This window comes from Streptomyces sp. NBC_01669 (genome assembly GCF_026339735.1).
GTDB classification, from domain to species: Bacteria; Actinomycetota; Actinomycetes; order Streptomycetales; family Streptomycetaceae; genus Streptomyces; species Streptomyces yanii.
Window position 1 is genome coordinate 5,481,721 of sequence record NZ_JAPEQG010000001.1, and the last position, 13,027, is coordinate 5,494,747.

10 protein-coding genes and 1 tRNA gene are annotated in these 13,027 nt (G+C 69.6%); 5 read left to right on the forward strand and 6 right to left on the reverse strand.

Annotated features, from left to right (window positions below; translation table 11 throughout):
• Window positions 1-81 precede the first annotated feature (81 nt).
• Both OG972_RS24665 and OG972_RS24670 read left to right on the forward strand, forming a co-directional pair.
• Window positions 82-1,467, forward strand: a complete 1,386-nt coding sequence (locus tag OG972_RS24665) for an NAD(P)/FAD-dependent oxidoreductase (protein WP_266984848.1) — start codon at window positions 82-84, stop codon at window positions 1,465-1,467.
• Window positions 1,468-1,759: 292 nt separating this feature from the next.
• Window positions 1,760-3,064, forward strand: a complete 1,305-nt coding sequence (locus OG972_RS24670; protein WP_266984850.1) for a cyclopropane-fatty-acyl-phospholipid synthase family protein — start codon at window positions 1,760-1,762, stop codon at window positions 3,062-3,064.
• 91 nt (window positions 3,065-3,155) lie between these two features.
• On the opposite strand, the gene OG972_RS24675 is transcribed toward OG972_RS24670, so the two are convergent.
• Entirely contained in the window at window positions 3,156-5,681 is a 2,526-nt protein-coding gene (locus tag OG972_RS24675) for an ABC transporter permease (RefSeq protein ID WP_266984852.1), read from the reverse strand.
• A 58-nt stretch (window positions 5,682-5,739) separates the two neighbouring features.
• The gene (locus tag OG972_RS24680) at window positions 5,740-6,510 is read right to left on the reverse strand and encodes an ABC transporter ATP-binding protein (protein WP_266984854.1); all 771 of its coding nucleotides are present in this window, start codon (window positions 6,508-6,510) and stop codon (window positions 5,740-5,742) included.
• A gap of 686 nt (window positions 6,511-7,196) precedes the next feature.
• Here OG972_RS24680 and OG972_RS24685 point away from each other — a divergent pair.
• Window positions 7,197-7,282, forward strand: a tRNA-Leu gene (locus tag OG972_RS24685).
• Between the two features lie 147 nt (window positions 7,283-7,429).
• Window positions 7,430-8,317 carry a Bax inhibitor-1/YccA family protein gene (locus OG972_RS24690; protein ID WP_266984856.1) on the forward strand — a complete coding sequence of 296 codons (888 nt, stop codon included), beginning with the start codon at window positions 7,430-7,432 and terminating at the stop codon, window positions 8,315-8,317.
• 81 nt (window positions 8,318-8,398) lie between these two features.
• Here OG972_RS24690 and OG972_RS24695 read toward each other — a convergent pair whose 3' ends face one another.
• A complete protein-coding gene (locus OG972_RS24695; RefSeq protein ID WP_037697864.1) occupies window positions 8,399-8,626 on the reverse strand; it encodes a DUF4287 domain-containing protein in 228 nt (75 codons plus the stop codon).
• A 100-nt stretch (window positions 8,627-8,726) separates the two neighbouring features.
• Here OG972_RS24695 and OG972_RS24700 point away from each other — a divergent pair, with 100 nt between their 5' ends.
• Window positions 8,727-9,044: a hypothetical protein gene (locus OG972_RS24700; protein ID WP_266984860.1), complete on the forward strand. Its 318-nt coding sequence runs from the start codon at window positions 8,727-8,729 to the stop codon at window positions 9,042-9,044.
• Window positions 9,045-9,117: 73 nt separating this feature from the next.
• Here the strand turns inward: OG972_RS24700 and OG972_RS24705 are convergent, their stop codons facing one another.
• The 3 genes from OG972_RS24705 to OG972_RS24715 form a co-directional block, all read right to left on the reverse strand.
• Window positions 9,118-9,978: a hypothetical protein gene (locus OG972_RS24705; RefSeq protein WP_266984862.1), complete on the reverse strand. Its 861-nt coding sequence runs from the start codon at window positions 9,976-9,978 to the stop codon at window positions 9,118-9,120.
• 449 nt (window positions 9,979-10,427) lie between these two features.
• Window positions 10,428-11,648: an acetyl-CoA C-acetyltransferase gene (locus OG972_RS24710; protein WP_266984864.1), complete on the reverse strand. Its 1,221-nt coding sequence runs from the start codon at window positions 11,646-11,648 to the stop codon at window positions 10,428-10,430.
• 174 nt (window positions 11,649-11,822) lie between these two features.
• Window positions 11,823-12,971 (reverse strand): SGNH/GDSL hydrolase family protein, encoded by a 1,149-nt coding sequence (locus OG972_RS24715; protein WP_266984866.1) that lies wholly within the window; start codon window positions 12,969-12,971, stop codon window positions 11,823-11,825.
• Window positions 12,972-13,027: the final 56 nt, after the last annotated feature.

Sequence of the window (13,027 nt, forward strand, 5' to 3'; positions counted from 1 at the left end):
GCGGAGTGTAGCAGAGGGAGGGCGATACCTTGTGAAGGGGCTCACGAGCATGCCCCCCGAGGGGGGTGGATACTCGATGGCATGAGCACCACGGAGCGTCCCAGGATCCTCGTAGTAGGCGGTGGGTACGTAGGCCTGTACGCAGCTCGGCGCATTCTGAAGAAGATGCGCTACGGCGAGGCGACCGTCACGGTCGTCGACCCCCGGTCGTACATGACCTACCAGCCCTTCCTCCCCGAAGCCGCAGCCGGCAGCATCTCGCCTCGGCATGTCGTCGTCCCGCTGCGACGCGTACTGCCGAAGGCCGAGGTTCTCACCGGCCGCGTCACCACCATCGATCAGGACCGCAAGGTCGCCACGGTCGCGCCGCTCGTCGGCGAGGCCTACGAGCTGCCCTTCGACTACCTGGTCATCGCGATGGGCGCGGTCTCCCGCACCTTCCCGATCCCCGGCCTGGCCGAACAGGGCATCGGCATGAAGGGCATCGAGGAGGCCATCGGCCTGCGCAACCACGTTCTCGAGCAGCTGGACAAGGCCGACTCGACGACCGATGAGGACGTCCGCCGCAGGGCGTTGACGTTCGTCTTCGTGGGCGGCGGCTTCGCCGGTGCGGAGACCATCGGCGAGGTCGAGGACATGGCCCGTGACGCGGCGAAGTACTACACGAACGTGAAGCGCGAGGACATGCGCTTCATCCTCGTCGACGCCGCCGACAAGATCCTTCCCGAGGTCGGCCCGAAGCTGGGCACCTGGGGCCGGGAGCACCTGGAGTCCCGTGGCGTCGAGGTCTTCCTCTCGACCTCCATGGACTCCTGCATCGACGGTCACGTCGTCCTGAAGAACGGCCTCGAGGTCGACTCCAACACCATCGTGTGGACGGCCGGCGTGAAGCCGAACCCGGCGCTGGCCCGCTTCGGCCTGCCGCTCGGCCCGCGCGGTCACGTGGATACGTCCGAGAAGCTCCAGGTGCAGGGCACCGACTACATCTGGGCCGCGGGCGACAACGCCCAGGTTCCGGACATGGTCGGCCGCAAGGCCGGTAACCCGAACGCCTGGTGCCCGCCGAACGCCCAGCACGCGCTGCGTCAGGCCAAGGTCCTCGGCGACAACGTCATCTCCGGGATGCGCGGCTTCCCGCAGAAGGAATACAGCCACGCCAACAAGGGTGCGGTCGCCGGCCTCGGCCTGCACAAGGGCGTCGCGATGATCGTCATGGGCAAGATGAAGATCAAGCTCAAGGGCCGTCTCGCCTGGTACATGCACCGTGGCTACCACGGCATGGCGATGCCGACCTGGAACCGTAAGATCCGGATCTTCGCCGACTGGACCCTTGCGATGTTCCTCAAGCGCGAGGTCGTCTCGCTCGGCGCCATGGAGACGCCGCGCGAGGAGTTCTACGAGGCCGCCAAGCCGGCCCCGGCTCCGGCCGCCGCCAAGTCCGAGGGCGAGAAGGCCAAGGCCTCCTAGCCCGGGCTCCGGTCCGCCGGATCCTCTCCGTACGACGCCCGAAGGGGCCGCCCGCCATCCGTGGTGCGGGCGGCCCCTTCGGCGTGTCCGGAGGCCGGGAGTGACCGCCCGGAAAATGCATGTGGCATACAGGTATTTTGCCGTTCCATTGCGCCACTGCGGGATGGCGTTGGCGCCGGAGAGTGTTGACGGGGGTGTGCCTCGTCGTGGCACCACGGGTGCATGGCGTGGTTCGAGGCATGTTTGGGCATGTTTGGGCTCGTTGGGAAACACCATCACGGAGGTGTACGCCATGGCAGACGCCGCGTTGCGGCTGACCGCTCTCGCCGAGGAGTTGCTGGGAGAACCCCTGCCGGTCCGGATCCGGGCCTGGGACGGCAGCGAATCCGGACCGCCCGGTGCCCCCGTTCTCGTCATCCGGAACCGCCGCGCGTTGCGCCGGCTGCTCTGGAAGCCGGGCGAACTGGGCCTGGCCCGCGCCTGGGTGGCCGGCGAACTCGACATCGACGGCGATCTCTACGAGACGCTGGATCTGATGGCCGGACTGCTCTGGGAGCGCGGCGCGGACGCGAAGGACGCCGTCCACCCGATCCGGAACCCGAAGCTCCGGGTCGCCGCCCGGAGCCTGCTGCACCTGGCGGGACCCTGGCCGCCACCGCCCCCGCCCGTCGAGGAGGTCCGCCGCCGCACCGGCCCCCTCCACACCAAGCGTCGCGACAAGGAGGCCATCAGCCACCACTACGACGTGGGCAATGACTTCTACGAACTGGTCCTCGGCCCGTCCATGGTCTACTCCTGCGCCTACTGGGAGGACGACGGAAGCCTCGAGGACGCCCAGCGCGACAAGCTCGACCTGGTCTGCCGCAAGCTCGCACTGAAGGAGGGCGACCGCCTCCTCGACGTCGGCTGCGGCTGGGGCTCCATGGCCATCCACGCGGCCCGCGAGCACGGTGCCCGGGTCACCGGGGTGACCCTCTCCGTCGAACAGGCCGCATACGCCCGCAAGCGCATCGCCGAGGAAGGACTGACCGACCGGATCGAGATCCGGGTCCAGGACTACCGGGACGTCAGGGACGGCCCGTACGACGCCATCTCGTCGATCGGCATGGCCGAGCACGTCGGCTCGGTCCGCTACCGCGAGTACGCCGACGCCCTCTACGCCCTTCTGAAGCCGGGCGGCCGGCTGCTCAACCACCAGATCGCCCGCCGCCCCGAACGGGACGAGTCCGCTTACCACGTGGACGAGTTCATCGACGCGTACGTCTTCCCCGACGGCGAACTCGCCCCGCTGGGCCGGACCGTCGCCACGCTCGAGGAAGCCGGCTTCGAGGCCCGCGACGTCGAGTCGATCCGCGAGCACTACGCACTGACCCTGCGCCGCTGGGTCGCCAATCTGGAGAAGCACTGGGACCGGGCGGTCACGATGGCCTCGCCCGGCCGGGCCAGGGTCTGGCGCCTCTACATGGCCGCCTCCGCCCTGTCCTTCGAGCACAACAAGATCGGGGTCAACCAGATCCTCGCGGTCCGTCCGGTGGACGACGGGTCCTCCCGGATGCCGCTGCGCGCCCGCGAATGGAAGGCGTCCGCGACCGGCTGAACACGTACGGGCGCAGAGGGCCGGTACCCGCAGCTCCAGCTTGCGGGTACCGGCCCTCCGTATCAGGGGCTCACTGCCGGGGGCGCACTCGTCACTCGGTCTTGATCGCCGTCAGCATGTTCAGCTTCGCGGCGCTGCGGGCCGGCCAGAGCGAGGCCAGCACGCCCACCAGTGCCGCCAGCACCAGGAAGACCGCGATCCGGTCCCACGGGATCACCAGGGCGTAGTCCGGGATGGAGGAGGCCAGCGTCCGGCCGATCGCCCAGCCGAGGAAGGTACCGAGCGCGACCCCGACCACCGCGCCGAAGACCGAGATGACCACGGCCTCCAGCCGGATCATGCGCTTCACCTTGCGCCGGTCCAGACCGATCGCCCGGAGCATGCCGATCTCCTGCTGGCGCTCGAAGACCGACATCGCCAGGGTGTTGATGACCCCGAGCACCGCGATGATCAGGGCCATCGCCAGCAGCCCGTACATGATGTTCAGCGCCATGCTGATGAAGCCGCCGAACGTGTCCCGGATGTCCTGCCGGTCCATGACGGACATCGCCGGGTTGTCACCCAGGGCGTCGACCACGGCCTGCTCGTTGGCCTTCGACGCGCCGCCGTCCGTCCTCAGCCAGATCTCGCGGATGTCCGGGTGGCTCTGATGCGCGGTCAGGATGTTCTTCGGCATCAGGACCGGTGAGAGGAATTCGTTCTCCTCGTAGACCGCGCCGACCGTCAGGGTGCCCTTCTTGTCGTCGTCGTACGTCACCGGGAGGGAGGTTCCGGGCTTCCAGCCGTTCGACTTCGCGGTCTTGTCGCCGACGGCGATCTCGCCGTCGCCCAGCGAGTCCAGCGAACCGGAGACCGTCTTCAGGGAGAAGACCTTCTGCACATCGCCCGGCGTGACCCCGGAGACCGAGTGGTACGTGCCCTCGACCTTGATGGAGGCGGCCTGCTGGGGGGAGACCGCGACGACGGCGTCGGACTTCTCCAGGGCGGTGAGCGCCGACTCGTCGAGCGGGTCGCCGCTCGCCATCGAGATCATGTAGTCGGCCCTGATGTTGTCCGTGGTCATCCGGTCGACCGCCTGGCCGAGCGTGACGCCCAGCACCGAGATGCCGGTGACCAGGGTGAGGCCGATCGCGAGAGCGGAGGCGGTTGCCCCGGTACGCCGCGGGTTACGGGCCGCGTTCTGCGCAGCCAGCTTGCCCGAGACCCCGAACAGCTTCAGCAGCATCGGCCGCACCAGGGCGATGACCGGCCGCGACAGCAACGGGATCAGCACGATGACACCGATCAGCGCCACGAAGGCACCGATGCCGATGATCGTCCGGCCGTCCGAACCGGCCGCCGCACCCGCGACGATCCCGGCCGCGCCAAGCAGGGTGAGCACCCCGCCGATCGAGTTCCGTACGACCAGCGACTTGGTGGTGGCCACCGCGTGGACGCTGCTCATCGCGGCAACCGGCGCGATCTTCGCGGCGCGGCGGGCCGGCAGCCAGGCGGCCAGCACCGTGATCAGGATGCCGACACCGAACGCGGCGCCGACCGCGACGGGGGAGATCACCAGCGGTCCGGCCGGGATCTTCCCGCCGATCAGGCTCATCGCCGAGCGCAGTCCGGTGGCGAGACCGAGACCGAGCAGGAAGCCGATCACGGAGGCGAGCGCGCCGACCACGGCCGCTTCGAGGAGTACGGAGCGCTTGACCTGGCGGCGGGAGGCGCCCACGGCGCGCAGCAGGGCCAGCTCCCTGGTGCGCTGGGCGACCAGCATGGTGAACGTGTTGCCGATCAGGAAGATGCCGACGAACAGGGCGATGGCCGCGAACGCGAGCAGCATCGTGTTGAGGTTGCTCAGACCGCTCTCGATCTGCTTCGCCTGGTCGTCGGCGAGGACCTTGCCGGTCTGGGCGGTGGCGTCCTTGGGCAGCAGGGGCTCCACCGCGTCCAGCAGCTTCCGGTCGGAGGCGCCGGCCGCGGCGGTGACGGTGACGTCCTGGAACCAGCCGGGCCTGAGGTAGAGCTGCTGGGCGACCGGGGTGTCGAAGAGGACCAGGCTGCCGCCCGCGTTCACCGCGCCGTCCTCGGTGGTGAAGACACCGGAGAGGGTGTACTCCTTCACCGGGCCGTTCGTGGCGACCCGTACCCGGTCGCCGACCTGGTACTTGCCCTTCTTCGCTGTCTCCTTGTCGAGCGCGATCCGGTCGTCGCCGGCCGGACCCCTGCCGTCGACGAAGGTGTACGAGGCGTCCTTGCCGTTCGTGTCGGGGGAGAAGTTGGCGCCGGTGTTGGACCAGCCGTTGCCGATCAGCTTGCCGCCCGGGTCGGCGACCCCGGCGAAGCCGGAGACCCGGCCGGTGGCGGTGGCCACCCCGTCCAGGCCCTGGATCTTCTTGAGCGTGGCGGCGTCGATGCCGGCGGTCTTGTCGTCGCGCCGGTCCGCGTGGGTGGTGACGGCGACGGCGACGTCGTCGTAACTCTTCGCCGACTGGTTGCGGAAGGCGTTGCCGAGGGTGTCGGTGAAGACCAGGGTGCCGGAGACGAAGGCCACGCCGAGCATCACGGCGAGAACGGTCATCAGCAGCCTGGCCTTGTGCGCGAGCACATTGCGCAGGGCAGTACGGAACATGTCTGTCAGTCCTGGAATGGGGAGGGGTTCCGGAAGGGGGCGCGGGGGCGGTCCGTGCTCAGCTGGTACGGCCCTTGGCGTCGAACGCCTTCATCCGGTCGAGAACCCCGTCCGCGGTGGGACGCATCATCTGGTCGACGATCGCCCCGTCCGCCAGGAAGATCACCCGGTCCGCGTAGGAAGCGGCCACCGGGTCGTGGGTCACCATCACCACGGTCTGCCCCAGCTCGCGCACGGAGTTGCGCAGGAAGCCCAGCACCTCGGCGCCGGAGCGGGAGTCCAGGTTGCCGGTGGGCTCGTCACCGAAGATGATCTCCGGCTGCGAGGCCAGGGCGCGGGCCACCGCGACGCGTTGCTGCTGGCCGCCGGAGAGCTCGGTGGGCCGGTGCTTCAGCCGGTCGGAGAGCCCCACCATCTCGATGACCTTGCGCAGCCACTCGGCGTCGGGCTTGCGGCCCGCGATGTCCATCGGCAGCGTGATGTTCTCCGCCGCGGTCAGCGTGGGCAGCAGGTTGAACGCCTGGAAGATGAAACCGATCTTGTCCCGGCGGAGCTGGGTGAGCTGCTTGTCCTTGAGGGAACCGAGCTCCGTCTCGCCGATCCGTACCGAACCGCTGCTGAAGCTGTCGAGACCGGCCACGCAGTGCATGAGGGTGGACTTGCCGGAGCCGGACGGGCCCATGATCGCGGTGAACTCGCCCTGCGGGAAGTCCACGGTGACCCGGTCCAGGGCCTTCACCTGGGTCTCGCCCTGTCCGTAGACCTTGGACAGATCCGTGGCGCGGGCAGCCACCGCGGTGGCGCGGTGAGCGGTGGAGGTGATGGTCACGGGGACACTCCTGTTCAGGACTTCGGTTCGGGGCCCGGAAGCGGACTACTCCATCGTCGGCGCCGATCCGCCGCCGGGCGTCAGTCCCCGTGCCCGTTCCGGAGGGCCACTTGAGTCGCACCGGAGGGGCGATTCGTCCTCCTCGGGTATGACACCGACCCTGAGCCGGTAGCACGCCGAACCGGTTCCTCCGCAGCGCGCACACCCGGATCCGTAGATCACACAGAGTGAGGGTCGGGCGGACCGGGCGGGCGACCCCTCACCCCTCGCACGACTGTGCCGACGCATGACTGCGTCGCTCGATCGGCTGATTCCGCCCGATGGGGCGGACGGGTCAGGAGCTGCGTCGCAGACCCGGGGCCGACGGTGTGATCCAGGTGACACGTGCGCGTCCGCGGCCCCGCAGGTGCCGGAGATCATCCGGGAGTGAGAAGTGCCGGTGAGGCCGTTGCCCGGCGGGTGGCGGGCCCATGGCGCGCAGTGCCGCCCCGGGGCGGCGAGTTTCCGTCATTCCCGATTGCGGGTCCGGGTGCCCACCGCCCCGCCCAGGCATGTGGCTATGCCTTCCACGCTGTGCTGACGGCCCCTCAAGCGGTCAATAAAATAAGACAACATCGCGCCACTGTTCCGCTGATCGGGGGACACCCCCGGATAGGGTCATGTGCCAACGCGGAGCCGCGCGCCAAGCCCGGATGGTGGAATGCAGACACGGCGAGCTTAAACCTCGCTGCCCCTCGGGGGCGTGCCGGTTCGAGTCCGGCTCCGGGCACCACTGCGACGTTCAGTGACGGCGTCGATCGGCCGGACGTTACTTCAGCCGTCGACCTCCACAAAGATCCTCCTCTGGCACGAGGGTGATTCTTTTGCCTACCCATTACTCTTGTGGGAAGGCCACGCAGGGTGGCCATGGAGGAGTGAGATGAGGAGCAGCAACCCGGTCTTCTCGCGACGGGGGTTCAGCCGCGACAACGGCTACGCGGGTTTCAACGCGGCGCCGCAGGCCGGGGCCGCTACCGCGGGAGCCAACCCGTACGCGCAGGGCACCGCCGCCAACCCGTACGCCACCAATCCCTACGCCCAGCCGGACGCCCAGTTCGGCGCCCCGCAGGCACCCGCGCGCACCGGCGCGATGACGATCGACGATGTCGTCACGCGTACCGCGATCACGCTGGGCACCGTGGTCCTCGGCGCGGCCCTCGCCTGGGCCCTGCTGCCGGTCGACGAGGCCAACCTCGGCAAGTCCTACGGCATCGCGATCGGCGCCGCCCTGGTGGCGTTCGTCCTGTCGCTCGTCCAGTCGTTCAAGCGCAAGCCGGTCCCGGCGCTGATCGTCTCCTACGCGGCCTTCGAGGGTGTCTTCCTCGGGGTGATCTCCAGCGCGGTCTCCACGTACATCGGTCCCGGCGTGGTGATGCAGGCTGTGCTGGGCACCATGTGTGTCTTCGCCGGTGTGCTTCTCGCGTACAAGATGCGCTGGATCCGCGTCACCCGCCGCTTCTACGGCTTCGTGATGGCCGCCGCCGTGGGCTTCATGCTCCTGATGGCGGTCAACCTGCTGTTCGCCGTCTTCGGCGGGGGCGACGGCCTGGGCTTCCGTAGTGGCGGTCTCGGCATCCTCTTCGGCGTCATCGGGATCATCCTCGGTGCGTGCTTCCTGGCCCTGGACTTCAAGCAGGTCGAGGACGGCATCGCATTCGGCGCCCCGCGCGAGGAGTCGTGGCTGGCGGCCTTCGGCCTCACCATGACCCTGGTGTGGATCTACCTGGAGATGCTGCGCCTGTTCTCCATCCTGAGCGGCGACGACTGACCGTACGCACGCTCCGTCCAACGGAACGGCCCGCAGGCTCACCGCCTGCGGGCCGTTTCCGTCGGTCCGGGTTCCGCTCGCCTAGAGCAGCTTCCGCGCCGCCCGCCTCAGGTCGTACTCGTGGACGAGTGCCTTCGCGTGTCCGTAGGCGAGGTCGTGTTCGCTCCGCAGCCAGCTGACCTTCTCGTCGAACCGGAGGGCAGGGCCGTCTTCGACGGTGCGGAGCCAGTCGGAGACTTCACGACCGGTGCAGTGAGGGATTCTGGAGAGCAGATTGCGATGGGTCTCTTCGGAGAAGACATGGGTCATCGGCGCCTCCGACGCATTGCGCGTTGCTGGTCCTTCCCGACACCGTGCCTGAGCGTCGGCCCGTTGGCAACCATCACGGGAGGGCGCGTAGGGTCGCGGCATGCTCGATACGACCCCGCTGGTCACCGTCGTGGACCGATTCGCCGACCGGCTGCGCGCCGCCCCGCAGAGCAGGCTGCAGCGCGGAGCGGCCGCCGAAGGACTGGCCGCGGCCAGGGAATTGGCCGTACGTGCCCAGCGCATCGAGTCACCGGGCCGCGAGCCCCGCATCATGCCGGACGCGGGGATGTTCGCGATCGGCGACCAAGTCGCAGTCGCGGGCCGGGACTTGGCGGTGGCATTGGAAAGGGCCCCGTCCGTCGAACTGGACGAGGCCGTGCGATTCGTCGAGGAAGCGACCGCCCGGGCTTTCGCGTAGCGGCCGTCCCGTACGGGAGGTCGCGGCAGCGGCCGATGAGGGCCGCTGCGCGGGAACCGGGGGTTCCCGCGGGTCAGAACGAGGCGATGACGCGGTCGGCGAGAATGTAGACGTTCTCCTTGCCGCACGAGAAGGTCAGGGCGTACGCGCCGGAGACACCGGAACCGCCCAGCAGTACCGGATGCTCACCCGCCAGCAGCGCCTCGGCGAGCCGCTCGGCCGTCTCGCGGTGGCCAGGGGTCATACAGAGCGTGGTGCCGTCGGCGAAGACGTAGACATCGAGCGTGCCGAGCGGGCCGGGGCGGACGTCGGCGAGCTCGGTCCGGCTGTCGGCGAGCTCCTCCAGCCGGTTCACGGTGCGCTCGTGGTCGGTGACGACCGGGGTCTGCACCGGGACGAAGTCGGGGTGCGAGGGGTGCCGGCGGCGGGCCGCCGCCAGCTCGGGGGAGTCCTCGGCGAACTCCACTATCTCCGGAAGCTCGGTCATGTCGGCCTGCCCGGCCAGTTCCGCCAGCTCCTCGAGCGCCTCGGTGGCGTCGAGGTCCATCGCCTCAAGGCCCGCGAAGTCCGCCTGGCGCGGCATGAAGAACGGCGCGTCCTCGCCGATCCCGGACAGGCCGCCCAGCAGGGACGGGGCGTCCGCGGCGTCGCGTGCCTCCTGGGAGGCCCAGAACGCGCGGGCCTCGGCGAGCTCGCGCTCACGCTCCTCGGCGAGTGCCTCGGCGACGGCCGCGCGTATCTCGGCGGCCGGGGTGGCGGTGCTGCGGATCTGCTGGGGCACGGCGGCGGTACGGGCGCGGCCGGCAGCCAGCTCCATCCGCAGGGCCGTGACCTGCTTGCGCAGCCCGTGAGCAGCGTGCAGAGCGGCAGCGCCCACGGCCGTGGCAGCGGCGGTGGTCAGCAACAGGGCAAGAGGCATGGCGCTCACTGACATACTCCCGGTTTCAATCGATCCCCCGACTTCCTACATCAGCTTGTCCTCTACCTGCGCCCGGTGTCAGTGCATTACGTCACGAATTGGACAGGTCTTTGTGCCTGAGGTTTAGTCCTGATGTGGGTGTGACCTGCAGAAATGGCTCTCCCCCAGGAGATAGGTCACATCCTGGGGGAGATTCGGTCACGGTCGGGGCTCGGAACCGGGCGGCTCGTCGGCTCGGGACACCCGCTCAGTGGCGCGGCACCGGCTCAGCTCAGCCGCTGGAACCCGTGGTCGCGTTCGCTTCGCTTCCGCTGCGGGCAGGTGCCGCCTTCGTACCTCAGGCGACCCCTACCCTCCGCTGCAGCTCAGCTCAGCCGCTGGAACCCGTGGTCGCGTTCGCTTCGCTTCCGCTGCGGGCAGGTGCCGCCTTCGTACCTCAGGCGACCCCTACCCTCCGCTGCAGCTCAGCTCAGCCGCTCGATGACCATCGCCATGCCCTGGCCGCCGCCCACGCACATGGTCTCCAGACCGAACTGCTTGTCGTGGAACTGCAGGCTGTTGATCAGCGTGCCGGTGATCCGGGCGCCGGTCATGCCGAAGGGGTGGCCGACGGCGATGGCGCCACCGTTGACGTTCACCTTCTCCAGCGGCAGGCCGAGGTCGCGGTAGGAGGGGATCACCTGGGCGGCGAACGCCTCGTTGATCTCGGCCAGGTCGATGTCGTCGATGGTGAGGCCGGCACGCTTCAGCGCCTGCTTGCTCGCCTCCACCGGTCCGTATCCCATGATCTCGGGGGAGAGGCCGGAGACGCCGGTCGAAACGATGCGGGCCAGCGGGGTCAGGCCCAGCTCGCGCGCCTTGGTGTCAGACATGATCACGAGCGCGGCGGCACCGTCGTTGAGCGGGCAGCAGTTGGCTGCGGTGACCAGGCCGTCGGGGCGGAAGACCGGCTTCAGCCCCTGCACGCCCTCCAGGGTGACGCCCGCGCGCGGGCCGTCGTCCTGCGACACGACGGTGCCGTCGGGGGTCGTCACCGGGGTGATCTCGCGCGCCCAGAAGCCGTTCTTGATGGCTTCCTCGGCGAGGTTCTGCGACCGCACGCCGAACTCGTCCATGTCCTGACGGGTGACGCCCTTGAGCCGGGCCAGGTTCTCGGCGGTCTGCCCCATCGCGATGTACGCGTCCGGGACGAGGCCGTCCTCGCGCGGGTCGTGCCAGTGCGCGCCGGTCTCCTCGGCGCGGGCGGCGGTACGGGCCTCGGCCTCGGCGAAGAGCGGATTGTGCGTGTCCGGCAGGCTGTCCGAGTTCCCCTTCACGAAGCGGGACACCATCTCGACACCGGCGGAGATGAAGACATCGCCCTCGCCGGCCTTGATGGCGTGCAGCGCCATGCGGCTGGTCTGCAGCGAGGACGAGCAGTAGCGGGTGACCGTACAGCCGGGAAGGTGGTCCATGCCCATCTGCACGGCGATGATGCGGCCCAGGTTGTTGCCCTGCTCGCCGCCGGGGAGGCCGCAGCCGAGCATCAGGTCGTCGATGTCCTTCGGGTCAAGCTCGGGGACCTTGGCCAGCGCGGTCTGGATGATCGTGGCGGTCAGGTCGTCCGCCCGCAGGTCCTTCAGCGACCCCTTGAAGGCCCGGCCGATGGGGGAACGGGCAGCAGAGACGATCACGGCTTCGGGCATCACGCGGCTCCATGAGGGCTGGAAGGCTGTCTGGCTGTCAGGGCTGAGCAGGACCGAGCGGGAGGCCCGGCAGGCTGAGCGGGACTCAGCAGGACTGTCTTGGAAGTTACCCGTACGTATCGCCGAGGTCACCCGGCAGGCTGTGTGATGCGGGCCTCTTTTCTAAGCAACCGCTCAGGCGGTCCGGGGTGCGGGGTCCGTGCCGGAGTCCCCGCCTGCGCGAGGGTCCCTGTCCAGCGGAACGTCCGGACCCTTGCCGTCCGGATGCAGGCCGTCCAGGTGCTGGACCTCCGGGGGCTGGACCTCCGGGCGGCGGCCGTCCAGGTGCTGTGCATCCGTGTGCCGTACAGCCGGCTCCGGGTGCGGCTCCGTGGCCGCGGGCAGACGCCTGCGCCTGCGGTGCTTGAGGAGAGCCCACGGTGCCCGCGCCCCCGTGACCTCCGTACCGGCCTCCCTGGCCGCCTGGGACGCCGCCTTGGCCACCGGCAGCATGTCCTCGCGCCGCGACCCGTCGAGACGGTCGGACTCCGGCCACAGCCCCAGCGCGGCGCACAGGGTCGGCAGCAGTGCCATCGCCGCCGTCGCGTACCCCTCGGCCGACGGGTGGTAGTTGTCCGGGCCGAACAGCTCGCGCGGATTCGCCTCGAACTCCGGCCCCAGCAGGTCGCCCAGCGACACCGTCCGCCCGCCCTGCTCCACCGAACCGATCGTCTGCGCCGCCGCCAGCTGACGGCTCGCCCGCCGGGCCAGCCAGCGCAGCGGCTGGTAGACCGGCTCGATCGTGCCCAGATCCGGGCAGGTTCCGACGATCACCTCCGCACCCGTCGTACGCAGCCTGCGCACGGCGGTGGTCAGGCAGCGCACCGACTCGGTGGCGGGCATCCGGTGCGTCACATCGTTCGCCCCGATCATGATCACGCAGACGTCCGGTGTACGGGACGTGTCGGCCAGCAGCAGCGAGACCTGTCGCTCCAGATCGTCCGACCGGGCCCCCGGCTGCGCGACGTTCCGCAGATCCACCGGCCGCTCCGACACCGCAGCGAGCCCCGAGGCGAGCAGCGCCCCGGGCGTCTGGCCGGCCCTGCGCACACCCTGGCCGGCCGCGGTCGAGTCACCGAGCAGCCCGAGCCGCAGCGGCTCCGCAGGCCCGGTGAACGCCACCCCGTACCGCCCGTCCGCACTGGGCGGAACCGGTGCGATACCGCCTCCCACGTGCCGCTTCGCCAGCTGGACCTCCGCCAGCAACACGCCTGCCGCCGCCGCGCCGAGCAGTCCGATACTGCCGCCGCCGTAGGCTGCGCCCGCCGCGATCCGCCGTGCCACCCTTGCTCTTGACACAGTCCGGTCCACCTCCTCGTTGCCGTACCGCCGTACTACAG